The organism is Leptothoe sp. ISB3NOV94-8A (assembly GCF_043421595.1).
GTDB lineage: Bacteria > Cyanobacteriota > Cyanobacteriia > Phormidesmidales > Phormidesmidaceae > Leptothoe > Leptothoe turfae.
The window spans coordinates 953,464-978,067 of sequence record NZ_JAXSQW010000001.1; the positions used below are offsets into that span (position 1 = coordinate 953,464).

The following is a 24,604-nucleotide window of genomic DNA, read 5'->3' on the forward strand; positions in this document are numbered from 1 at the left end:
CATCACCCGGCCGCCGTTCCCCTAACCCACTGCCACAATGACCACACCAGCCGATTTCCTCAGTCAGCTCAACGCCGCTCAACGTCAGGCCGTCGAACATTTCTGTGGACCCTTGCTTGTGGTCGCCGGGGCCGGTTCTGGCAAAACCCGTGCCCTCACCTACCGCATTGCCAACCTGATCCTCAACCACCGTGTGGACCCCGAAAATATCCTGGCGGTGACCTTTACCAATAAGGCCGCCAAGGAAATGAAAGAGCGCATCGAAAAGCTGTTTGCCGAGCAGGAAGCTCTTGGTCGCCACGGTCAGCCCCTACACCTGCTGCCCGATTACGAGCAAACCCAGCTGCGCTCCTACGTCTACAAAACTTTTATTAAAGACCTGTGGATCGGCACCTTCCACGCCCTCTGTTCCCGTATCTTGCGCTTTGATATCGAAAAATACCAAAGCCGTGCCGGTCATCGCTGGACCAAAGCGTTTACAATTTTTGACGAATCCGATGCCCAGAGCCTGGTCAAAAATATCGTCGTCAGTACCCTCAACCTGGACGACCGCAAGTTTAATCCCCGCTCTGTCCGATACGCCGTCAGCAATGCCAAAAACCAGGGTCTCGATCCTGACGAGTACGAGAAGGAGAACCCCAACTTTAAAGGGCGCGTCATCGCTGATGTGTATCGCCATTACCAAAAGGGACTGGCCCAAAACAACGCCCTCGACTTTGATGATCTGATCCGCATTCCGGTCTTGCTGTTTCAGCAGAACGAGCAAGTGTTGGGCTACTGGCACCGCCGCTTTCGCCATATGCTGGTGGACGAATATCAGGACACCAACCGCACCCAGTACGATCTGTTGCGGCTACTTGCCACCAATAATGCCCCCACCACAAAAGTCTTTGAAGACTGGAATCAGCGATCTGTATTTGTCGTTGGTGATGCCGATCAGTCTATTTATTCTTTCCGTGCTGCCGACTTCACCATTCTGATGAATTTCCAGAGCGACTTTGGTGATGGGCTATCGGATGACGATACCCGTACCATGGTGAAGCTAGAAGAGAACTATCGCTCCACCTCGAACATTCTCGAAGTCGCTAACCATCTAATTGAAAACAACACCGAGCGCATCGATAAAGTTCTTCGAGCCACCAGGGGCACAGGGGAATCTATCTTCTGCTATAAAGCCGACGATGAACGAGCCGAAGCGGACTATGTTGTGAGCCAGATTCGCATTTCCATAGACAAGAATCCTGAGCTAAAGTGGGGAGACTTTTCGATTCTGTATCGCACCAACGCCCAGTCTCGTTCTTTTGAGGAGGTGCTCACCCGCTACAGTGTGCCCCACAAAGTGGTGGGTGGCCTTAAGTTCTATGATCGTCGTGAGATTAAGGACGTCCTCGCCTATCTACGACTCATTGCCAATCCAGCCGATACGGTAAGTCTCAAGCGGGCGATCAACACACCCCGACGTGGCATTGGTAAAACCACCATGGAGAATCTGGAAAAGGCCTCTGGTGAGTTAGGGATGCCCCTGTGGGAAATTCTGTCGGATGACACATCCGTAAAAACCTTAGCCGGTCGTGCCAGTAAGTCAGTTAACCGCTTTGCCACTATGATCCAGGGCTGGCAGCAACGGGTAGAAACCGTGCCTGCTTCAGAATTAGTGCAGGAGGTGATCGAAGACTCTGGCTATATTCGGGCTTTGAGAGATAAGGGCACTGATGAAGATCTAGATCGCATCCAGAACGTTAATGAGTTATATAACGCCGTCATCCAGTTTGAAGAAGAGAACGAAGATGCCACATTGCTGACATTTTTGGCCAGTGCTGCGCTGAGTTCAGATATGGACGATGATAAGCAGAGCAATGCAGTTTCCCTGATGACGTTGCACTCATCGAAGGGATTAGAGTTTCCAGTGGTGTTTGTGGTGGGGATGGAACAGGGGTTGTTCCCGAGCTTCCGATCATTGGATGATGCCGCCGCCATCGAAGAGGAGCGACGCCTCTGTTATGTGGGTATTACCCGCGCTCAGGAGAGATTGTTTCTGACCTATGCGCGGGAACGGCGTTTGTACGGGAATATGCGAGAGATTGCCACACCTTCAATGTTTTTAGGCGAACTGCCGGAGGATTACATCCTGGCCAATACGGCGACGGCGCTACCTCGATTAGAGTTGACACCTAAGCGTACAGCAAAGTTGAGAAATCCTGAACCCAAAGTGCAAAAGCCGGGAACCCATGAGGATGATTGGGGTGTGGGTGAAAAGGTCATACACGGTGCCTTTGGCGAAGGCACCATCACTCACATTTTTGGTGCTGGCAATAAGATTTGTCTAGCAATTAAGTTTCCTGGCTTAGGTAAAAAAATTATTGATCCAAGAGCAGCAACATTGACGCGAGTCGATTAGTAGGATGGTCATGCCTATCCTACTCTTTTGCTATTTCGCTCAATCATTATTAAAACTTGTTTGAAGAAGTGAGCTGCAAATTTATTTTTGTTGTTTTGATGTAGAACTAATCTGATTTTACGGGTATCACTGTGAATCCTTATAGAGGCACTTGTGCTAGAAGCAAGGGCAGCAAAAGACTCTATCAGTTTTCAGCCATGGCATCTGACAAAGAGAAGGACTTTCAAATTCGAGATAAAATCAAGCTCACTCAACCGGAGGAGCTTTATAGGATAACCGGAAACGATGGTCGTCCTATCGATTATGTTGATGCTGATGGTCGAGAACTCTTTAACCATTACCGCCATAATGTGACCAATTATGACGAAGTCCTTGATAATATTCGCTCAGAACAGGGATATGTCTCTGCATGGCAGCAAAAGCAGGCAACGACAGGGTCTGCAGAAAAAATTCTAAAAGTTTATCGTGACGAACATGTAAAAGTTATTCAGGATAGTCAACGCAAAGGTAATATCCTCAAAGGGTTAATGCAGCGGTTGGGTGTTGGCACTGCATCAGCATTGTCCCAAATGCTTGATTCTTGGTCAGAGAAAATTAAAGAGATTGGCCATCTAGAAAATAGTCAACGAACCCTCCAAACCTGGAATGACACCTATCGAGTTCAGAGAGAGCTTGTCAAAGAAATCCTGAAACGTGAAGGCGTTTCCGACTCTGTAACTAAGCAGGTTAATGCTATTTATGGCACTCGTTCTTCAAATAAAGCAATTGCTCTAGGTGCGGATTTACTGGATTTAGAAAAATCTGAGATCCTCAAGTTGGTTAAATCTGCGATACGCTATGCAAAGAGATAGTTAGATCTGAGTAAGGGCAATCACTACATAGAAAGCCTTATGAAAATGCAAGCTATCAAACAGCAGGTTTATAAATTAACTAATACCTCAAGCACTAAGGAACTGAGGAAAGAGCGTCACGATTTAACCCATGGACGGGATTTACGCTATAAAGCTCAATGGTTAGAAATTCTTGAGCAGTTAAAACTATTGCTTCAGGATAGTTCGGATATTTCCTTAGACGAATTGAATAAATCAGAAGCTATGCTGAAACGTTCTTTATTAAGAGTAGGACGTTTGTCTGGTCTCAGTGACAAAGATATTGAAATGGATTGGAAACGAATTCAGCTTGAGGCTCAGCTGAATAACGATATCCATATTGAAGAGCTGTAGAGATGCTACCTATTACTCAACTCAATCTACTTCCTGAGGTGAGTGGTGTTTATAAGGTTTTAAGTGCTACGGGCGAAGTGCTTTATGTAGGACAAGCCCAAAATATCCATAAACGCTGGAATAAAGGACACCATAAATTACATGAAATTATTGCTGAATGTGGAGTTAGCGGATTTATCCAATGGATAGAGCTGCCATGTTGGTTGCTTAACCGTGCTGAAAATCTTGCAATCCGTTTCTATCAACCAAAACTGAATCAAAAGACTCCTCCAGTTGTATAGGCGACTACATGGAGATTGCTTAGAGGCAAATCCAATTTTTTTCGTCCTCGCATCGGTTTACCGCTCTTCGGATCGATTTGCAGCTTACTCCAAGCCGTCGCTTCAGCAAATCGTAATCTGTGCAGAATTTGATAATCAATTCAATTGCAAGTTCAGAATCCACAGCCGTGAGCAGTATCCCAAATAGACGAGGAATAATGACAGAGACCCTGGAGTGGTTAGGGGTATCCCCTTGTGGGTACCCTGGATAACCTATGCCATTGTTCAACCCTTTGATTATCCGACCATGGTGGACGGCAAATATGATCGCACCATCGGTACCTAGCGCAGGCGATCGACGGGCAAGCACGAGGCATTGCCCCTACAGGATTTCGGTCTTTAGGGATGATTATGGGGGAATTCTGGATTACCTATCCATTGCCATGTGATGCCCACCAAATACAATCTAGACAAACATCATCGTCGATCCATTCGTCTAAAACATTACAACTATTCCACATCAGGAAATGATTTTGTCACCATCTGTTTCCAAAATCGAGTATGTCTGTTAGGCAATATTGTTATTGAGGACCCAGACATAAGACCCCCTAGATTCCAAAAACTCCGTATATCTGCTGATTTCTTCAGCCTAACTTTAGGAATCAGTCCCTAGTGTTTTTTATTGATTAATAACACCCTGGATGGCAAACAGTTTCTCTGTTTAGCGCATCTAGTATTTGTATCCTAGCTCTATTATCTGTCCCGACTAATCTTATGACAAAGACACCCGTTATTGGTATTGGTTTAGACGCAGCGGATCCTACCCTACTGGAGCCCTGGATGGATCAAGGGCTGCTACCTAACCTTGCCCGACTGAGAAAAGAAGGCACCTATGGTCGGCTAGCAAATACGGTTCCCTATGTTAGCGGCGAGGCAGAATTTTCCTCTACAGAACCATCTTGGGTGGTTTTTTCCACGGGTTGTTATCCCAATAAAACAGGCTTCTGGGACACTATAGAATATTCTCCAGAAAGCTACAGCGTCGTGTGTGACGAAGTCGAGAGTGGCTATGACTATAAAAACTTTTCTCCTTTTTATGCGCTAGGCGATGACTATCGAGTCGCAGCATTTGATATTCCAGTTTCAGCCCTGTGTGACCAAGTTAAAGGTGCACAAATCCTGGGTTGGGGCGGCCACTTTCCCTTTGTTCAAAGCCATTCTCAACCCCAAGAACTGTTTTCTGACATTGTCGAAAAGCATGGTCGTAATCCGGTATTGCATAACGATAACGGTCGCTGGTGGGACCCTACCTACGTAAATTGGATTCAAACGGCTCTTCAGGAAAGTATTGAGAAGCGAGTAGATGTCTGTAAAGATCTGCTCCAGCGAGACTCTTGGGATTTATTCTTGACCACTTTTGGTGATACCCACTCCGCTGGCCATGACCTGTACGATCAAAGCCAACCGGATCATCCATTGCACACCTATCGCCGTGGCAAAACTGACCCACTGTTGACCATCTATAAGAAGGTTGACTGGGCTATTGGTGAAATCCTAGCTGCCGCTCCAGAGGATGCAACGGTATTTTGCTACTCTGTCCACGGGATAGGGGCCAACCTCACAGATTTGTTAAGCATGTTTTTCCTAGGAGAAGTCATGTATCGGTTTAACTTCCCAGGTAAGGTGGGGCTGGCTCCCGGTAAGCTAGGTACCACACCACCTCCACCCATTAAGCGACCCATTCGTCGCTCCTGGCCAGATGAGGTTTGGCGCAAGATTAATGAGCCTAATCCGATCAAGCGATTGATTAATACTTGGACACCTAAGAAGTGGTTAAGTGAAACCCAGGATGGATTGGCATCACCACGATTGCTACAGTCTACTCAGCCTCACTTAGGATGGATGCCTGGCATGGCCTTTTCTCCCCTATGGCCAGACATGAAAGCCTTTGCGCTGCCTGCCTTTGCGGATGGTCACATTCGCATTAATTTGCAGGGACGAGAGGGAGATGGCAAGGTCACTCCTGATGAGTACGATGCACTATGTGAAGATATTATAGCCATGCTGTATGAGCTGACTGATGGTCGTACGGGCCAGCCATTGGTGAAAAAAGTCTTACGCACCCGTCAGGATCCGTTGGACGATAATCCAACTCTACCCGATGCAGACTTGGTGGTTGTTTGGCACGAGTTACCAACCGATGTGGTCGATAGCCCTACTCTAGGACGGATTGGCCCAGTGACATTTAATCGTCCTGGTGGTCATCGTTCTCGTGGTTTCTTTGTGGCTAAGGGTGCCGCAATTCCAGCTGGTGAAACGTTGCAAAATGGTCACGTTGTCGATCTAGCGCCTACGTTCCTATCATCCTTGGGTGCACCCATTCCAGAGCACTTTGATGGTAAATCCTTGTTTGCTTCTTCCCGTTCTAAAGCAATTACCACTGTAGTGTGAATATAGGCTGCGATCGCAACCCCAAGTTTCTATTTCATCGTTCTGACCAATGTTTTTTAGTGACGACAGCTAAGGAGATAATCGTGACATAGACAGGTAGGTTACCTGTGTAGAAACTAAAGTATTTTTAGAATCCTAATCTACCCGGTGGTCAGGTTACTGGCCACCAGTCACTTTTTCTATTGGGAGCAGACACACTTAGATAAGTTCACACTACTATTATGAAGCCAGAAGTATCAGTTATAGTTCCTGCATATAACACTGAAACCTATATTAAGCGAGCGATTGACTCAGTTTTGTCTCAAACGTTTGAGGATTTTGAGATCATAGTTGTTGACGATGCTTCTACAGATGGAACTGTCCAGGTTCTTAAAGGAATACAGGATGATCGGTTAAAGTTAGTTTGTCAAAAACAAAATGGAGGGGCAGGGGCTGCGCGAAATCGGGCTCTGCAAGAAGCAACTGGAGATTGGGTTGCGGTTTTAGATTCTGATGATTGGTATGCACCTGAGCGATTGGAGCGACTTTTAACCTTTGCGAAGGAAAATCAAGCAGATATGGTGGCGGATGATTTTTACATCATTGAAGATGGAGAAACAGAACCTCGAACAACAATGATTAAGTATCATGATCCATCTATTGTTGATGTTCTCGCTATTAATCCTGTGTCGTTTGTCCTCTCTGATATTGAGGGCAGACAAGGTCTAGAGCTAGGATTCAGCAAGCCACTTTTTCGCAGGCAGTTGCTCGTTGAGAACAATATCACCTATAAGCCAGAGATCAAAGTTTCACAGGACTTTTGGTTAGACTTAGACTGCTTGGTGAGAGGTGCAAAATTTCTGCTGTTGCCAGAACCCTACTATTACTATCGGTCTAGGGATGGTGCATTAACGACCAGCACCAACAAAGTTGAAAGACTAAATGAAGAATGTGCAGCGGTCAGGCGTTTTTTCAAAGATGAAGCTAGTTATCTAAAGCAAAATACAGAGCTGGTTGATGCGTTAAATCTAAAGCTTAAAGAGACGAAAAAACTAAAAGACTATTATAAGGTCGTTGCTTTTCTCAAGCGAGGAAAACTCTTCAGAGCTGGGTTAGAATCTCTGAAATATCCTTTATTTTATCAAACCCTACTATCAGAAGTGCCAAAGTCACTCTCTAGACACTTTGGTGCTATCTTTTTTAAGACTAAAGTATACAAGAAGTTTAGCTAAGCTCTAGTCATGTTAAAATACGCAGTCTTCTGCCTCAGGTGACTACGCGGTTCAACTTGTTATATGGATGAAGTTTAATGCCTAACAACGGCAGCATAAGCTCTTGCTAGGCATGTGATGAGCAATATCAGTTAGGTGATTCCAAGTAGTTCATACTGTTAACTTAGCGCCTACTAGTAGCGACTGGAAACAATCATGGCCATCAAAGATCTGCAAAAAAAGTCTTAAATGTACTACGAGGATGCTTGATCCAGCTTTTGACCACCGATAGGATATCAGCACGACGAGGATTCGGATCATCATCTGTGTAGACCGGATCGCAGCCAGTGTCTGTGTGACCGGCCCAGATTAGCCACTTACGACGCTCGGCCCAAGAAAAACGCCCCACAACAGCTTGAGTTGTCAAAATCAACCACAAGCGCCATCGATTACTAAAACGATAAACTTTGTGATGGTCCCATGTCTGATCTTGTTTTTGAATGACTTTGCCATATTCAGAATCATTGTTGGCATAGGCTAAAACTAGTTGATCTAATGGTAACTTACGCTCTAATTCAAAGGCCATTTGCCCATAGAATCTTGGATTAAAGTCCATTAACAATAGCTGGTTGCCATGCACAATAAACTCGGCTTCAAATACGCCGTAATAGCCAACTTCTCTACAGATAGCTTTGAGATGGTCTATGGCCTTAGGATTCAGAGGACGGCTTTCAAAACAGAGTCCTACGCCTACACGAATAGGAAATTGTAAAACTTTAGCCGATGCACGGGTTAGGAATATCTCTTGGCTTTCATCAACAAAACCAGCGACGCTGTAGGTATTTTGACCGGCGGTTGCATGAAATTCTTGCACCATGGGCCAATTGACCTCTGGGTCAAAGTCAATGAGAAGAGGATGGTAATAAAATTTTTGTTGGTAGTCTGGGTAAATTTCCAGTAATTTTTCTGGCGTTTCACAGACCTGACCCTTTTGGCGTCGCAACATGCCAATTTGGGTTCTAGGTTTGATCAATACTGGATACCTAAGCTTGTGAGCCTGCGCCTTAAGGTCTTCTACGGATGTGGGCGCAACTGTAGAGGGAACAGGAATCCCTAGCTTTTCTGCGATCGCATGTAGCTCTGGTTTATTCAGCAGCGCATAAATGGTTTTAACATCAGGGCTGTAGAGCTTGTAATAGTCGCTTAACTGATCACGATACCGAGAGATCAACCATGTCATATCATCACTTGACGGGTAGAGAAACGCGCCAGGATTTTGTTTGCCATACTCTATTAGCCAGTTAACAAAACTCTCAAAATCTTCTACTGGTGGGGATTTGAGGGCCTTTGAAAGATAGCGAGATTTATGGGTGAGTGTAGAAGTCTTAGGATCAGCCAGTAATGTAGGCTGATTGTGCTTCCCATAGGACCTCACAACTGCGAGGGTTCCCCCATAATCTCCCATAGTCATCATAATTGGAGCTTGGGTAGATGAGCTAATAGCTACCATAGGACGAGATCTTAAATAATTAGGAGATTCTTCTAAAACAAATTTTCAAACATGTGGCCTAGTCAGCCAAACAGTCCATATGGATAATGCTTTCGAAAGTGTCAGACTTGCGGATCATAAAAGATTCACCACTGCTATTTAATCCGACAATGCCGGGCTTAGGAAACGAAAAAGCTCGCGCTTCAGGCACAAAATAAGCCCCAGAATCCATAATGGAAATGGCATCACCTTTAGCTAGTTCAGGTAGTCGCCAAGCAGGATAGAGTGTATCTCCCATATGACAAATAGGACCCACTAAGCGATAAAGCTTTTCCGGATTCTGAGCTTTCTGCTGTAGAGGAAGAACCTGATGAAACTCATACTTTACAATCTCAGCAACACTAATGCCTGCATCCAAAATTCCATAGGTAAATGCTTCGGACGTTTCTTTAGTATCAACAATACGCGATAGTAGTGCTTGGGTATTCCCCGTAATCGCCCTTCCTGGTTCAACAGCCAGCTCCGGTATAGGACGACTAACGTCTTGAAAATACCCTGTGAGATCCTTAGAAATAAACTCAGCAAAGTCTTCTAGCGTAGGATAATCCTGTGGTGTCGGCTCTCTTACTTCAATACGGAAGGTCTCACTTAGCTTTTTATCAAAGTCTGAAAATGAACGTACCGTTGGAATAGCAATACTCCCACCAACATCCAAAATCTCTGGGTGAAAATCAAATTCCTGATACAAAGTATTCAAAAAATCTTTAATACCTTGCAAGTATCCTGCCACATCATCCAGACCATCAAAGAGAACACCTCGATGGCAGTGCACACCAATAACATTAAGCTCAGGCATACTGAGGGCCTGACGGTAAGTTGCTAACGCCTCGCCAGTATCTACACCAAGACCAAACTGGCCACTCCAGCCCTTGGCGAATATCAATCGAATTGCAATATTGGCCTTTTTGCCAACTTGCCGAGAAATTTTAGCAAAACGCTCTAGCTCTTCGCGATGATTAACGTTAAGTAAGCGAATACCTCGGTCAATGGCTATCTCGATGGACTTGTCTGATTTGGCAGGGCCATTGTAGATGATCTTTTGAGGGTCTACACCAAGGTGTAACGCTAACCATAGTTCATAAGGAGAAATAACCTCGGCACCTACGCCATAACTATGCAGGAGTTGAAGTATGCGGGGAATAGGATGAGTTTTATAGGAATAGTAAACATTGAGAATCTGCTGCTTTTGATGCCCGTACATCATGGCATGGGCATTCTGCGCTAGCTTCTGTGTGTTCAATACATGAAGGGGACTACCATATTGCTCCAGAAGAGTTTGAAGATTGACGCCATGTAGCGTAAGCGCACTATTTTCATAGGACATATTCCAGAGCTGGGGAGATAAATCCTGACGCATGCCCACTCGCTTTTGCAATGCTTGGGCACCAATACTGCGCACGAGCCGTTTTGCTTGAGTCTTTGGCATAATTACTTGCAATTCCCCAATTCTTAATTCTTATTCATGTATGACTTGATCAAAGAATAAAAGTCCCCTAGATCCATGGTTTCTTAATACGATAAACATCTACGTCAAGAAAACATTAGAGAGTGACGCATATCGAGTCCGATCGCTGAAAACAAGCATAAAGTTCGCAATTTTGCCTGGAAAATGCTTCCAACTGTCGAAACAATTTCTGTGTATTTGCCTGTTTAGTATTGTCCTCAAGGCTGAACAACTTTGGAGGATATTCAGGTAACTAGACAAGAGATTACTTTGATATGCTGCTCTTTCCATACTGTTGCGTAGCCTTTCAATATTATCTGTGTTCTCCTATGTGGGGTTCATGTTGTTGCCAAGCTTGTTGAACCTAGTTGAACCTACTGTTTGTAAACCCATACAACGAAATTTTACGGGTATTCGGTGCTTTTATCTTATTATTAATCGCTTATAGTATTTTATTGCCATGTTTTCAAGTTTTTCACTAAATAGCTGGATCAGATATTTAAGTTACTATGATAAAATATTCTCGATTAGCCTATAAGTCAGTATTTTATAGTATCCGATACCATACTAGTGACTAAAATATTTGGTTTAGAACGTTTGGTTTTACATGGCCTCAGCAGTAACTAAAGGCTTTTGCTTCAATGAAATTGTTGTTTCAAAACCACTCAGAACTAGAATCTATTTATCCTTGCTTTAGCTGAGCTCCCATCATACCGAAACCCCTTTGGTCTTGAGGCTGAAAGTACATTAATGCCTATCCTAGAGAGTCACCTCGCGCACATATAAAATGAATTCTTTTCTAGCTATCTCCCTTGTCTCCGGCGTTTTGTTAGGCTTTCTAAGCCGTTACACCCTAAATTGGTTGTCAACATCATACAAGTTTCAGCTGTTTGGAAAGATGATTACATGTGTGGATACAACTGAGAAAGTTCTAGCGTTGACCTATGATGATGGTCCTAATCCACCTTATACAGATAACTTACTTGATGTATTAAAAGAGTTTGATGCAAAAGCAACCTTTTTTGCAATTGGTCAAAATATTGAAAAAAATATCAAAACAACTCGTCGTATGATTGATGAAGGGCACGAGCTAGGTAACCATTCGTATTCCCATCAAAGATTAATAGACACGAGTTTGGCAACAGTCCGTTCTGAAATCCAAAAGACGGACGACATACTATCTGATTTGGGTGTCGAATCAAGAATACATTTTCGTGCACCTTATGGTTTAAAGCGTGTTCGGTTGCCTTGGGAGCTTGCCCGTAGAGAAAAAACAAATATTCTTTGGAATGTTGATCCTAAGGACTACGAAACAGCTGATCCAGAAAAAATTGCTGAGTCTATCGTTTGCAGTGTTGAGCCTGGCTCTATTATTCTTTTACATGATGGCGGAGGCAATCGATCCCAGACTGTGGCAGCAACCAAAATAGTTTTGCAAAGGCTTCAGAAAGAGGGGTATCAGTTCAAAACAGTTTCTCAGTTGATGGCATTACAGGCGGCATAAATAGATATCAGAAGCCCAAGCACATAAGCCCTTGGCGCATTGCTAAGGGCTTATGTGCTTTCAATGCCAATACAGATGAGTCTTACTAGACTGTTGTTGCTTCTCTTTCTACAACTTCTGAATAAATATCGACAATCTTACGAGTTTTTGTATCCCAGGTAAACTCCTTTGCACGCTGAAGTGCTTCATAGGACATATCATGTCGCATAATATGGTCCTCAACCAACTGGGCAATATAAATAGCTAATTTGTTCACTACAAACTCTCTGGATAAAGGGTCGATCTTAAAGCCTGTTTTCTCTGTTACATACTCACCAATGCCACCGTTATCAACCACAATACAAGGTAAAGCATTAGCCATGGCTTCTAAAACGACTGCCCCACCAAATTCACGAACTGAGGGAAAACAGAAAATGTCAGACTGTCGATAATATTCTAAGGTCTGGTACTGCTCAACATATCCAGTGAAATGCACATGATCATTGAGTTTTAGCTGTTTTACCTGGTGCTCTAAGCTTTCCTGCTCAGAGCCATTGCCAACAATGGTTAGATGAATCTTTAGCTTTATAGACTCGTCCAGTTTGCTAATAGCGTCTAAAATCATATCAGCCCCCTTGTAAGGAACAAGTCGACCAACATATAGGAGTTTAACTTTATTATCTACTGACGCTTCTGTAGGTATTTTCGCTTGGGCTACTTCTTCCTCAGATCTGACAAAGGAGCTGGTAATACCATTCTCATAAAATAGTTCTATCTGATTGTCGCGAGTCTTAGGGAATAGCTCTTTAATCAGACTCAGTGTATAACTAGAGCCTGCCAAAATATAGTGGGCTTTTTTATAAGTTTCCCGGTACCCAGGAATGATAGAGCGTCCTATCCAGCGTAGGAAATTAAAGTAAGAATATTCTCGACGCCCCAGCTCCTTAAATCCGTCAGGAAACGGAACTCCACCATTGACTGGACCTAGAATGAACGGAGTTTTCTTGCATGCCTTAATTGCTTTTACAGGATAGCGTGGCATCATTGGGGTGATGGTATGAACTAGATCATAGTCACCGCGAACAATAGCTTCTTTAAATCGACTATAGACTGCCCGATTGAATCCCCAGTAAACTGGGTATGTAAACGCATTGCGCAGCGGCCAGATGATTTGCCCCTTATATAGGCTCAAACGATCCCCAAGCAGCTCTAGGTTTTCAATCAGTTTACTGTCTTCAATGTAAGTGATGTCTGCATCTGGGTGTATTCTCTCTAGCTCTTCTCTATTGCGTGCGTGGGTTACTAATGTAGTGTCAACGAATCTACTGATACCTGCATACAATCGATATCCTTCCAGGGGAACTGAGTTCCAGGCAGGATTACATTGTTCAATAATGAGTAATACTTTCAATCTCTTTTTAGCCATAAATAATTATCCTATGATGTGACGGCATATGAATATGACGCTTTCACCATTGCAATACATATGTAAGCATCTACATTCAACTTGTTTAATAGTCATAGACGTTTAGGTAGATGCTTGCAATCAAGAAAAAGTGACGCTGATTCGACTGTTACATGTTCTAAGTGGTTATCGTTTTCAAGATATCAGCTGTGTAAGAACAGATATACAAAAGGGACTGATCTAGTTCTCTTCTGCGGTAACAAATTTAGATAGTAGCTTGATATAAGCTGACTGGTAGTAGATGGCGGGTTCTATGATTTCATATGTGGGTTGATTGGGCTCTACGTCATCGATATAGGCTTTCATTGGAGGTCCTGACGCGATTGCTTCATCTCCGGAATAGTCTTTGTAAGGACCGCCCATAAAGAACCCAGGTGCGGGTCCTTTTTTCGATGTCAGTGCGTTTTCAAATTCACCCTGACCAAACCACTGATGGTACATCTCATTAGCGGAGTACTCGGCACCGTACTCATACATGTTACTGAGAAAGACAATGCCTAATGGATTTACACCGTGAAAATAGTTGATGGCACCTAAGGACCGCTCAATGTAGGCTGGCCATTCCGCTTTATGTATGCCCAGCATAACAGGGTCATAATTCATGTTCCCATAGTTGGCCTTAGTCATATTGCTGCCCCAATGATACTGTTCGTCAGGCATGTAGGAGCGAAACGGATCTAGTAAATCATCGCTGCCATAGGCTTCTGGATGATAGTCAATTAACTTATCTTCTAGATCGGTTAAAATTTCCTCTTTTAAAGCCTCATCGGCATCAGGCATTTGGGAATAGAAAATTAACGCATCTCCTTGCCAGGGATCGTAGCGAGACCAGGGACCGTCTCTGTAGGGTTGTGCCAGGTCAATATTGTCAACAACATAGTTGGAGAACTGTGGATCTCCTGTTGCTGCAAACAGATAAACAGCGGCGCTCACTGTTGTTCCCAACTGGGCGTCCGCAGTCATATCTGCGTCTCCTGATTTGATTTCTCCTGTGTCACAATCTGTGTCTATTGGATGGACCTGGAACCAGTCCCAGGCTGCTCTGGCTCGGGATGTTAACTCAGCAGCGTAGTCTTCTAATTCAGGAATAGACTGCATCTCTACTGCGGCGTGGGCAAAGACGCTTGCGATCGCAATTGTAGATGATGAACACTTGGGACCATAATACCGAGGCCGAGTATCCTTACTAGGAATAGGGCTTGGCGGGTTGTAATCCAAATTTCCGATCTTGATAAAGGCTCCACCATCATCGTCTTGCATCCGTATGAGCCAGTCTAGTTCATACTTAATTTCATCCAACAAATCAGGAATACCATTACCTGACTCAGGAATATTAAAATCATCCGTCCAAATTTTGGGGTTTTGACTGTAGGCACTTAGCAGCTGATGGACAGGTTGCAACGTATACGTAACATACTTGTTTGTGTCACCGGCATCAAACCAACCACCATGCATAGCGCGTTCGGTTGCTGGATTTTGTTTGTCATCTACAAATCGTGCCTGGGTATCTTGTCCAGGACCCATGTAAGCTGCTCCATCAGTCCAGCGTGCGTCTGCAAAGGGTTCTGTTTTAGAGAAACCACTGCGCTGGTAGAAAAACATTCGAGTAGCAGCAATTAAGACATCTCTGTAGATGTCTGAGCGAATTTCAAATTCAGCTGAACGTGTCTCTCCATCTTCACGGACGATGACATACTTACCAGGCTCATCCAGGTCTGAAAAATCAACCCACCAGGCACGTTCTCCTGACTGTGAATGAACCGCCCCATTTGTCCACTTGACTGGGGTAATAACCTCAATCACCTCATCGGTTTCAGAATTTCTTAATTCGTAAGGTTGATCGCCACCTAAAGGACCAATAACAACCGCAACTTTTGGATCTTGGGGGCGATAGCCAAACTGGTCTACTAAAACTTGAAACTCTTTAACCGTCGACTCTTGAGCGCCATCTGAACAGCTCAGTGCACCAAGAGCAATAGTAACAGCACCAGCGACCTTAGCAATTGTGCCTAGTATTGCCTGATAATTTCGAAAAGGTTTGGTAAGCGTAGATTTAATCATAGGAATGCTTGTGTAGATGGAGTTATTAGAAGATGCTGTAGAGATGACTATAACTATCTCAAACAAATTCGAAAGCACAAATATATCCTAGGCAAGCCCAAGTAATGCACTACTGCCAGTTACCTTGACGCCCTAAGAGTCCGGAGAGTGTTCCCATACCCCGATACATTCTAAGTAATGCCTGGGCTACTTTACTCTTACCTAGAAATATAGATGGGCCAATAGAGAGAAACCCCATGACAATTAACCCCAATCCTTTGATTGTTCGAATAGCCTGAACCTTAAATGAAGGATAAAGCTCTGATTCAATTAAGCTGTGAACACTCCAAGACCAGAATCCTCTGTTTAAAATCCAATCTAAAGACAAGCGTTGATCGGCAATAGGCTCATAGAGAACTGCTTCATCAGCCCAAACAATTTTATACCCCTGTTTATTTAAGCATGAAAACAGGTAAGCATCTTCTGCTCCCTTATGGGCAAAACGATGATCAAAGAGTGGCTCATCTTCCTCCAGATCTTTCAACAGCTTAGTGCTAAACATAACGTTGCCTGTGAAAGCTGTATCCATTCTTTTTCCAGTTTCATAGCGAGGAAATGAATAAAAGTCGCCAGCTTTAATCCAATTAGGCACTTGCTGTTCTTCCTTATAAACAGCAAGAACTGGACCTGTAATGATGGCAGCGTTAAACTTCTGTTGATTGATTAAAAGTTCCTCTAGCCAATGGGGAGTTGCAGTCTCATCGTCATCTAGCATGGCAATGAAATCCGAATCTTCAGATGCCTCAGCAACACAACGATTACGCGCATACGTCACTCCCTGATTAGTCTCTACAAAATATTTGAGTGACCATTGGAAAGAAGATTTTAGGGCTTCAACCGTTGCCTCCGCAGAACGAGTAGAGTCGTTATCAACGATGATGACTTCGATACTAGGTATAGGAATCTGAGTAAATGTAAGGTTATTCAAAGACTCCAACAATTTTTGCAATAAGTGAGGGCGTTTATACGTTGCGGCACAAATTGAAACCTGGGTCAGAGTTGTGGAGGAATTGATATTAGCCTCACCATCGGATCGTTGATTGGAGGTTGCCTGCATCTTTCAAGTTAAGTAAGTAAATTAGATTTGGAACTATTGGATGGCCCGAACCCATTTCAGCATGGCCCTATCGGAAATAGTTGCTTCAGTTGATAGCTAAAAAATGGACATAGTAAAACACATATCTAGAATGCCCCACGTACAATTACGAATGAAAATCAGAAAGATTGTTCCTGGAAGCTACATGTTGTATAGCTCAGGTCTTGATTACTGCTTCTGCCTAAACTAAGGCACTTGTGCTTATGATAATCCCCCCATTACCCCATCACTCATCCACCTATCTACAGCCCCAATCTGGGTCTTTATTTTTGTGTACTCCCCTAACCATACTTGAGCATATTTATTGTGAAGACTCAGAGGCATCTTTGTAGGTTTTCAGAGCATCTAAGAACTTGATATGTAATCCATAATTGCTATTGACAAATCGTTGTAAACATTCATCAATAAAATCTTTGTATACAGGACGACCTTTATAAGGAGATAGGTAGCTTGTAAAGATACCCTTCTTGTAAGGCACCGTATATTTGGAGGTTCCTGTACGGTGATCGGCCAAGTGCTTTTTGCCAGTCCAGTAGTGTCGACTCAGAACAGTTGGAACTCGTGAGCAGTCTGGAGCTAGAAAATATGGGTGGTTGAGTTTTCGCCAAGATAAATAGAATGTGTCTTTATCACCCATTGCATGTTGATACCAAAACTCCGAACCAAGATTCATCCATTCAGCAAGGTTTAGGGCTTTCCAACAAGCAACTTTGTCAAAGAGTAGTAAACCCGTTTCAAATTCTGTATCACCGTTATAGGGCATACCTACATGATCCCAAACAGGCTTACCAGGTAGGAGTATGTGACGCTGATAATCGGGGAAGAAAATAGCTCTATTCTCTTGATATTCCTTAGTGTCAAACAGAAACTCTAGATTGCATACGGGAAAGCAGTCAGCATCAATGAGCATTACTTCCCGTAATTGTGAGTGGAGAATGGCTGCTGTCTTAATAGGAAAACCACGCATCTGTTTTAGAGGCCGGTTTTTGCAACAGTCCATGATGTCATGCAACGAAACATCATGTTCCATAAATGCTGGTCTGGCCCAGGCTGGAATCTCATCTTCACCAGCATGCCAGATTTCTATCGGTAGCGTCGCACCATAGTGCCGTAGGAGACGGACAACAACATAAGCGCTTTCTAGATAAGGGCCTCCTGCGCAGATGACAAACCCTCTTCCAGAAAAATCTTTCATTTCAGGTGCTGGAGCCTTAACTTGTTCATTAAATAAGTTTGCAGCATTAGACGCATCGATCTTGTATTCTAATAAATCATTCATAGATTAATCCTTCAATTTATAGTGCTACACCACTGAATCTTCCCTGTCCCATCTACAAAAATTGGTTCTGGTGTTTCCGAAATGGGGTATGCAAACGTGAAAATATCAGACGAAGTGGAAACTGCTCTTTCCGACACAAACATTGACGCACTAGGTGGTGCAAAGTTTCTTTTCTATCTGTTGATAGATGAAGACTTTCCGTATCTATTCATGCCCTTAGAAGATATCTTTTGTACGTTATTTAGAACAACTATATTGGTGAGAAGATTAGTGACTTTTAGCCATTTGGGTGAATGCTTGTGCTCCGTTTTCTACGGAACTGGCAATATCATTCAGAAACTTTTCTTTCCGTGTTTGTAACCAATTTGAAGTTGTTTTTTCTGCACTTCGCGTTCTTTCCGTGGTCCAGTTAAACGCCTCAGCAGCTAATAGATGGGCAAACTCTTTAGGGTGTTCAGCTATTTGGACGATTGGAGAGACTAGAGAGACACCTCGCATAGAGGTTGGAGTGGCTACAATTGCTGATCCTGAGGCAAGAGCATCAAGGGTTTTGATTTGTATACCGCTGCCTCCCAACATAGGTAGTGCGATCACTCTAGCTTGGGCCATGAAAACCTGAGAGTTTGGTACAAAACCTTCATACTTAACATTTGGATATTTCCCGCTTAACCATTCAGCACCTTTGCCAGCAACGTGAATGGATAGCTGACTGGATAGTTCAGGATAAACAAACTTAAAAAACCAATGTAACCCTTCCTCATTAAATTTCCAGGTCCAGCTGCCAATTAATCCAATATCAAATCTCTTCTCAATCACATTTTCACAAACTTTCTCTGGACCTAAGGGTAAGGCTAACGCTTTAACGTTATAAACGCCTTTGAGTCTAGAAAAATGATTGGCATCATGCTCAGTTAAGGTCCAAACTTCTGCGGCTTGTTTCGAAAGCTCAGATTCTATTCTTTTTACCATTTTGGCTTCTCGAGCATAGAGCCATCTTTCGAATAAGTTCTTAGAGTTATTGAAGTGGCTGAGGTAGATTTCATGCTCGATATTATGAGCAATAAATATAATCTTACTTTTCCCAGCAACTAACTTTGCTAACCAAGCTAGTTGAGAGTGATCAATAAAAACCACATCATATTGCTTGGCACTAAGAAGAGTGTTTACCAATTTCACATAGGTTTGAGAGTAATATTTAGCAGCTGAATAGGGCAACTTAACTAGGAAGCTGAGTAAAAGCCAGAGGATAGCGTCAATTTTGGCACTACTTGTCTCTATATGCCGCTTTTCTACTAACACTTCATGAGCTTCTGGCTCAAAACTATCATCCTTTCGCATGTAGCCTACGACTGAAACCTTATATCCGTTTTGTCTCAGGCCATTAATAAAAGCCTGAGATGCGACTTCACCTCCAGTTTTCCTTCGACTAGGAAGCAGCGTAGTTAAGAACAAAACATTAGTTGCTTTCATTACTACTCAGAGAACCCTTTGTTTAACTCAATAAAACAGCTAAAAACACTATTTGATTTCATAAAAAATTAATGCTTTCCTAGGAATTACATCGGAAATGACATTTAATCTTTTAGCCTTAGATAGCATGTACGCCTAATGCTCCCATCCTATTTCTCAAATCGCCCTACCCCTTTAGCCTGGCATTAAAAAATCCTATAATGCCCTAAAAGTGAACTTCATACTCAGATAGGCAATTTGTTTCTTTCAAAATGACTTAAACTATACAGTTATTGTTCCTTAAGATGCTATGACAGCTTCTCTAGTGCGGTAAAATATGCTGACGATGTCGGAAAAATGGTTGTGAAGACTATTCGTAGAGAATTATGTAAATGTCTGCTCGATGGCTAGAACTAAGTAAATACAATCCTTATGCCCATTGAATACGAATGGGATTGAGCATATATCAACAGTTTTCAATTGATAAAAACCTGCTGAGTAACTGGGTAGATGCCTGATTACGCCCTGATAGCTGCAACTAAGGAATATATTTTTCTATTATGAATGGAAGAGTTGTCTATGACAATACGTACTTTGTCGCAAACAGAATTGAATTGTAGTGATTGCGATTTAAAGATTAAGCTTGTCATAAGCTGTCTTATATAGTAAACAATCATCGCGGCATAGTTCATTGAGGGGTCTCCTCAAATCCATAAATATGCTTCTAATATTGATTGATGGCAACAAAACTTTTATTAATGCTGTCAGTCTACATAGACTTATTGTTTCTGGGCTAACTTGCTTTAAATACTCTTGAAAATCTTTTTATTTTAATTAATTTTGAACTATTTTATCCCAGAGAATTTTTAAGAAAGTCATGTAAGAGATTTACTGTGTTCCTGTGGAGTCTTCCTCTAATCGCTGTCAGAAGCAGTTTCAGTCTGAATAACCTGCTCTTGCTCTTTTGATTGTCGGTAACAAAAGAATACTACTAGCCATAAGGTTACGAGTTTGAATAGTTCAGATGTCAACGTTGCCCACGCTGCCCCCTGCCAAGAATACCGAGGAATGAGGTATAGGTTTGCTCCAAAGTTAATAAAAGCTGCTGTTACTTGCAATACGCTTCTGGCTCTATGAAAGCCTGCACCAGTTAACGTATCAGCAGCAATGAATTGGAGAGTTGCGATCAAATGAATAGGTGCCAGCCATATTAATACACCAGCAGACTGGGCGTATTCTGGTCCTAAAATATTTGATGTAAATGGCGAAAGAGTCAGTAAGGCAATTGCTGCAATAACTCCATAGCCTACGGCCACAGGGACCAATTTAAAGGCAAATTGTAGACCTGCTTTAATGCCAGAAGCGCCATATCGCAAAAAGCGAGTGTAGGTGGCACTCATGACTGCAATAATAATGATGTATCCAACATCGATAAATCGATACCCTGCAGCATAAATACCAGCTGCATCAGCAGATGCCAGACTGACTAACATTGTTCTGTCAATCTGGCCGTTTACAGTTTCTGCGGACTGGGCAATGGCGAAGAAAAAGCCCTCGGCAAACTTGGGTGGATACTTTTTTAGATTGAATATAGGACGACCAAATAACTTGTTCACCGTTAGCAGTGATACAGTCGCTGGTATGATTGAGCCTAAGCAGTATAAACCACCCCAGGCAACAATATTACCATCTTCGAAGAGGACCAGGAGGGCAATGGCTGCAAGTAGTTTTCCTACACCGTATAGAACCTTACTTTGGGCAGCTACCTTGTAGCGATCGCAAGCCACAAACGCAGTTGCAGCTAGATCGAATACTTTCCCCCCTAAGAGGTCTGCTAGCAGTATAAATAAGACAAGCAGTAGTGACGTACTGGGAGCAAAAATGACCTTGACCAAGCCTAGCATGATGGGGACTAGGGCAGCGGTAAAGGTTAAAGAGGTGAGTAGTGCTGTACCCCAATATCCTCTAAAAACCTTTGGATCCCTTGAAACATACTTGATAAAAATATCCGCACTGCCGAGACCAACAAATGGAAACAGTAGCTTAACGAAGGCAGCAATGCCGATAAATATGCCGTATGCTTCAGCTCCTAAGACTCTAGCTACAATGACAAAGTAGGCCCCTTGAATAAATATACCGAGTGCTTGGGCAGATAGCATCCACATGCTGTCTTTTACTAAGGATCCACTCAAGATCCCTTTGAGTTTGGAAATTATCTTTTTCACCTCATTGACTCAGTTGTAAAGGATAAATTTGGCAAACTATAAATTAAATATTAGTTTGGGTAGTCTGGACATTTTTTGAGGGCTTGATTTTGTCCATGATTTTATCCCCCATAATATTGTTGTTGTTGCCCAGACTAAATCTGTCAAAGTCATTCAAATATTTCGCTTCAAATGATGTCGTAAAGCTCATGGAACAAATTAGAATCCAAAAAATGCTGTTAGGTGCTAACAGTGAAGATTCTGCCAGATTAATTAGGACGATATAGAGGGTATAGGCTGCAGGCCAACTGCTTACCCATGTTTTAAACAAGCGAGTTCTGGCAAGCCCCCTAAGCAACGTTTGCCATAGCACTAATGACACTAAGGTTGTGCCAATCAGGCCAATTTGCAAGGTCATGTCCAGAAACCCCTGGTGCGCATCTGGTACACGCCAGCCCGCCCGCTGCCATATATATAAAGACGGCCCGGCTGTCCCATGCCAGAAACCACCAACACCGTAACCGAGTGCTGGACGATGGCCAATCATTGTATAAATGTACTCCCAAATATCTGTACGCCCTGTTAGGGTTGCGTCTTTTCCAATTAACCCGAGGGCAAATGTCATTAGAGGAACATAAGCGACGGAGACAAATATGGCTCCCGAGATCAGAAAAATCAGTGATAGAAGTAGTTTACGAGTTTCTGTTTTAAATACTTGAAGCACTGTAACGATAGTCAAAATAAAAACAGAATTGAGTAATGCTCCTCCGGATCCAGTTTTGTTGATCATTTGCAGCGAGAGGAACAATCCAATGATGTAGAGCCACTTGAGGCGTTTATCCTTGACCTCATTGAACATGGTATACATGACACCACAGGCGAGTACCATCATTTTCCCAGCACCGTTTTTATGGGTAAAGACACCTCGCCATGCCCCTGGATGAACCGGTGGGCCCATAATGCCGTACTGAGGCAGTGCATAGACAAACACAAAATTTAAGATGGATATACTTAGCAGCACATAGCTGAGGATTGTGATCTGCTGTTTCAAGGTGTATCGTCCTGCTAAATACACTGCGAACAACATATTACACGTGGCAAAGATCCCTGCAGATAGGGAGTCATCAGGGGCAAAAGACCAGAAAAATGACAGACCCACAACGGTGCTGGCTGCAATCAGCACTGGGTTGCTCAGCAAAATATAGAGCGTTCGTTTATATCTGCACGCCACGAAAAAAAGCGTAAGACAATTATGAATAACGTAGAAAAGATGAACGGGAATATAGTTAATCGAATCGTAGCTAAATCCATCTCCTTCACTGGCTCCACCGCTAAGAAGAACCATCGTTACAGCATCTGTGAAGAAAAAGAAGGAAATAAACACATAGGTGAATTCGACTTTTTCTAAGATCTTTTCTAATAAAGCTCTACCGGGTGACTTTTTCTTTTCTACTTCTTCAGAAGGAGGTTCGCTTGCTGGAGTAGTTTGAAGCACCATAGGGCAACAGGCTTATAGGGATTTTGAAATATGTTGGATAGATGGTCTTTCTAAGAAAATATGTAAAATAACAAGCAATATCTTGTTATTAGAGCCCTGAAGGAATGTTATAGGCATCGGGATCATAAACCTTATTAGTTCCTTTAACATCTACGATAAAGAAGTCAATGGCAACAATAATGGTCAAAGCCAGGGCAAAGCCAGCAACAATTCCCATGGCAATGATCTTAATGGCCACCTGAGAAGACGGTTTCTCCGGAGGAACAGCGGGTTCAATAATTTGAATGAAATTAGTCAACTGATTCTCTTTAACCTGTAGCTCTTGGCTTCGGTTCAATAATTCCTGATAGGTTTCTTGGGCTGCTTCTAATTTACGTTGTAAATCTCGCTGACGTTGTTCTAACTCTGGAAACAGATCTATGCGCTGCTGGTATATCTGTTTATTATTTTCGACAGCCTTCAAGCTCTCCTCGAAAGAAACAAGTTGAATATTGTTTTTAGCATAATCCTCAACTAGCCTTTCTCGGGTAGCTCCCATCTGAAGTAAGTCTTCTTGAACAGGCCCCCCTGCTATCCCCTGGACTTTGTCATCTAAGAGGTTGACGAGGGAAGCTTCCTGAGCACGCAGGTCCAGTAGAATGGGACTTTCTTCAGTAAACTCTACTTGCTGAACTGCAATTTTTCGACGAACCGCGCTTAAGTCCGTCAAAATATCTTGGACTGACTTAGATTGGCTTAAGGCGTTTGCCGTAATGGCATCAGACACACTGAGACGAAGTTCATTACTTAGCGCTTCTTGGACGCCCTGGAGTGCCCTCAAGCTGACCCTTAATCTAGATTCCTCCTGGCGTAAATCATTTAGGAAGGCAACTGAAATTTCTACTTCTGCAGCGAGGTCAACGATGTCATAGGTTTCTCGGAAAACTCGTAGCTCATATTCTGCTTGCCTTACTTTTTCAGCGCTGACAGGTAGCTGACGGTCTAAAAAGTCCCCTGCACTTTCGGTGTCTATTTGAGTACTTGCTAGTTTTTGGGAACGATACGACCCCATCAAGGTATTGACAATATCGGCTGCTTTTACGGGATCCTCGTCTAGGTACGTAAAGGACAGTACATCTGTTTGGAATACAACGCTTACCTGAAGATTTTCCAGAAGATCTTCAATTTTTAAGGGCTTGCCTTCATCATCTTTGAGCTGTAGTGTATCGATGGTTTTTTGGATCAGTGGCTTTGAGGTGATAATCTCAATCTCAGAATTCAATTGGGTTCCGTAACTGATGGTTTGTAAAGGGCTACCATCTTCTTCTAGCCCGGTGAGGGTGGCTGCTCGGTCTGGCTTAAATAAAAGTTTGCCTTCGGATAAGAAGGTTGGTTTTTGTAGTTTGGCGACTGCGGCAGCCCCTAAAACCGTCAAGACAAATGCTGTCGTTGCGGGTACAATACCTCGGCGAGTTGCTGCAAATAAATATTGCAGGTTGAGGTCAATAACGTTACGAATGAAATTCATAGTAAGTT

Annotated in this window: 17 protein-coding genes; 7 read left to right on the top strand and 10 right to left on the bottom strand. The window is 43.1% G+C overall.

The window, feature by feature from the left end; genetic code table 11:
- The first annotated feature begins 37 nt into the window (after nt 1–37).
- The 6 genes from pcrA (at nt 38) to SPB21_RS04250 (ending at nt 7,543) form a co-directional block, all read left to right on the top strand.
- Complete coding sequence (gene pcrA / locus SPB21_RS04225; protein ID WP_163670748.1) at nt 38–2,398, top strand: DNA helicase PcrA; 2,361 nt, start codon at nt 38–40, stop codon at nt 2,396–2,398.
- Nucleotides 2,399–2,595: 197 nt separating this feature from the next.
- A complete protein-coding gene (locus SPB21_RS04230; protein WP_163670746.1) occupies nt 2,596–3,249 on the top strand; it encodes a hypothetical protein in 654 nt (217 codons plus the stop codon).
- A gap of 39 nt (nt 3,250–3,288) precedes the next feature.
- The gene (locus SPB21_RS04235) at nt 3,289–3,621 is read left to right on the top strand and encodes a hypothetical protein (RefSeq protein WP_163670743.1); all 333 of its coding nucleotides are present in this window, start codon (nt 3,289–3,291) and stop codon (nt 3,619–3,621) included.
- A gap of 2 nt (nt 3,622–3,623) precedes the next feature.
- Nucleotides 3,624–3,902, top strand: coding sequence for a GIY-YIG nuclease family protein (locus SPB21_RS04240; protein WP_163670741.1), 279 nt, complete (start codon nt 3,624–3,626; stop codon nt 3,900–3,902).
- Nucleotides 3,903–4,655: 753 nt separating this feature from the next.
- Complete coding sequence (locus SPB21_RS04245) at nt 4,656–6,332, top strand: alkaline phosphatase family protein (RefSeq protein ID WP_499865668.1); 1,677 nt, start codon at nt 4,656–4,658, stop codon at nt 6,330–6,332.
- A 221-nt stretch (nt 6,333–6,553) separates the two neighbouring features.
- Nucleotides 6,554–7,543, top strand: a complete 990-nt coding sequence (locus SPB21_RS04250; RefSeq protein ID WP_499865670.1) for a glycosyltransferase family 2 protein — start codon at nt 6,554–6,556, stop codon at nt 7,541–7,543.
- A gap of 202 nt (nt 7,544–7,745) precedes the next feature.
- Here the strand turns inward: SPB21_RS04250 and SPB21_RS04255 are convergent, their stop codons facing one another.
- Nucleotides 7,746–9,032: a carboxylate--amine ligase gene (locus SPB21_RS04255; protein WP_163699070.1), complete on the bottom strand. Its 1,287-nt coding sequence runs from the start codon at nt 9,030–9,032 to the stop codon at nt 7,746–7,748.
- Nucleotides 9,033–9,090: 58 nt separating this feature from the next.
- Nucleotides 9,091–10,497, bottom strand: coding sequence for a type III PLP-dependent enzyme domain-containing protein (locus SPB21_RS04260; protein ID WP_163699068.1), 1,407 nt, complete (start codon nt 10,495–10,497; stop codon nt 9,091–9,093).
- An 805-nt stretch (nt 10,498–11,302) separates the two neighbouring features.
- Between SPB21_RS04260 and SPB21_RS04265 the strand changes: the two genes are divergently transcribed.
- Nucleotides 11,303–12,019, top strand: coding sequence for a polysaccharide deacetylase family protein (locus SPB21_RS04265; protein WP_163699066.1), 717 nt, complete (start codon nt 11,303–11,305; stop codon nt 12,017–12,019).
- An 85-nt stretch (nt 12,020–12,104) separates the two neighbouring features.
- On the opposite strand, the gene SPB21_RS04270 is transcribed toward SPB21_RS04265, so the two are convergent.
- From SPB21_RS04270 to SPB21_RS04305, 8 genes are all read right to left on the bottom strand, one after another.
- A complete protein-coding gene (locus tag SPB21_RS04270; protein WP_163699063.1) occupies nt 12,105–13,424 on the bottom strand; it encodes a glycosyltransferase family 1 protein in 1,320 nt (439 codons plus the stop codon).
- A 219-nt stretch (nt 13,425–13,643) separates the two neighbouring features.
- Nucleotides 13,644–15,524 (bottom strand): glycoside hydrolase family 9 protein, encoded by a 1,881-nt coding sequence (locus tag SPB21_RS04275; protein ID WP_163699061.1) that lies wholly within the window; start codon nt 15,522–15,524, stop codon nt 13,644–13,646.
- A gap of 109 nt (nt 15,525–15,633) precedes the next feature.
- A complete protein-coding gene (locus SPB21_RS04280; RefSeq protein WP_499057550.1) occupies nt 15,634–16,620 on the bottom strand; it encodes a glycosyltransferase family 2 protein in 987 nt (328 codons plus the stop codon).
- 340 nt (nt 16,621–16,960) lie between these two features.
- A complete protein-coding gene (locus SPB21_RS04285) occupies nt 16,961–17,938 on the bottom strand; it encodes an alpha-mannosyltransferase (protein ID WP_163670722.1) in 978 nt (325 codons plus the stop codon).
- Nucleotides 17,939–18,205: 267 nt separating this feature from the next.
- Nucleotides 18,206–19,408, bottom strand: a complete 1,203-nt coding sequence (locus SPB21_RS04290; protein ID WP_499865673.1) for a glycosyltransferase — start codon at nt 19,406–19,408, stop codon at nt 18,206–18,208.
- Nucleotides 19,409–20,301: 893 nt separating this feature from the next.
- Nucleotides 20,302–21,612 (bottom strand): oligosaccharide flippase family protein, encoded by a 1,311-nt coding sequence (locus tag SPB21_RS04295; RefSeq protein ID WP_499057555.1) that lies wholly within the window; start codon nt 21,610–21,612, stop codon nt 20,302–20,304.
- Nucleotides 21,613–21,655: 43 nt separating this feature from the next.
- The gene (locus tag SPB21_RS04300) at nt 21,656–23,089 is read right to left on the bottom strand and encodes an O-antigen ligase family protein (protein ID WP_163670715.1); all 1,434 of its coding nucleotides are present in this window, start codon (nt 23,087–23,089) and stop codon (nt 21,656–21,658) included.
- An 88-nt stretch (nt 23,090–23,177) separates the two neighbouring features.
- Entirely contained in the window at nt 23,178–24,596 is a 1,419-nt protein-coding gene (locus tag SPB21_RS04305) for a GumC family protein (RefSeq protein WP_163670713.1), read from the bottom strand.
- Nucleotides 24,597–24,604: the final 8 nt, after the last annotated feature.

Coding starts and splice junctions, on each gene's coding strand:
- SPB21_RS04255 (WP_163699070.1), bottom strand. CDS start 9,032: ATGGTAGCTATTAGCTCATCTACCCAAGCTCCAATTATGATGACTATG.
- SPB21_RS04300 (WP_163670715.1), bottom strand. CDS start 23,089: ATGGTGCTTCAAACTACTCCAGCAAGCGAACCTCCTTCTGAAGAAGTA.
- SPB21_RS04240 (WP_163670741.1), top strand. CDS start 3,624: ATGCTACCTATTACTCAACTCAATCTACTTCCTGAGGTGAGTGGTGTT.
- SPB21_RS04265 (WP_163699066.1), top strand. CDS start 11,303: ATGAATTCTTTTCTAGCTATCTCCCTTGTCTCCGGCGTTTTGTTAGGC.
- SPB21_RS04275 (WP_163699061.1), bottom strand. CDS start 15,524: ATGATTAAATCTACGCTTACCAAACCTTTTCGAAATTATCAGGCAATA.
- SPB21_RS04245 (WP_499865668.1), top strand. CDS start 4,656: ATGACAAAGACACCCGTTATTGGTATTGGTTTAGACGCAGCGGATCCT.
- SPB21_RS04235 (WP_163670743.1), top strand. CDS start 3,289: ATGAAAATGCAAGCTATCAAACAGCAGGTTTATAAATTAACTAATACC.
- SPB21_RS04260 (WP_163699068.1), bottom strand. CDS start 10,497: ATGCCAAAGACTCAAGCAAAACGGCTCGTGCGCAGTATTGGTGCCCAA.
- SPB21_RS04250 (WP_499865670.1), top strand. CDS start 6,554: ATGAAGCCAGAAGTATCAGTTATAGTTCCTGCATATAACACTGAAACC.
- pcrA (WP_163670748.1), top strand. CDS start 38: ATGACCACACCAGCCGATTTCCTCAGTCAGCTCAACGCCGCTCAACGT.
- SPB21_RS04305 (WP_163670713.1), bottom strand. CDS start 24,596: ATGAATTTCATTCGTAACGTTATTGACCTCAACCTGCAATATTTATTT.
- SPB21_RS04285 (WP_163670722.1), bottom strand. CDS start 17,938: ATGAATGATTTATTAGAATACAAGATCGATGCGTCTAATGCTGCAAAC.
- SPB21_RS04290 (WP_499865673.1), bottom strand. CDS start 19,408: ATGAAAGCAACTAATGTTTTGTTCTTAACTACGCTGCTTCCTAGTCGA.
- SPB21_RS04280 (WP_499057550.1), bottom strand. CDS start 16,620: ATGCAGGCAACCTCCAATCAACGATCCGATGGTGAGGCTAATATCAAT.
- SPB21_RS04230 (WP_163670746.1), top strand. CDS start 2,596: ATGGCATCTGACAAAGAGAAGGACTTTCAAATTCGAGATAAAATCAAG.
- SPB21_RS04270 (WP_163699063.1), bottom strand. CDS start 13,424: ATGGCTAAAAAGAGATTGAAAGTATTACTCATTATTGAACAATGTAAT.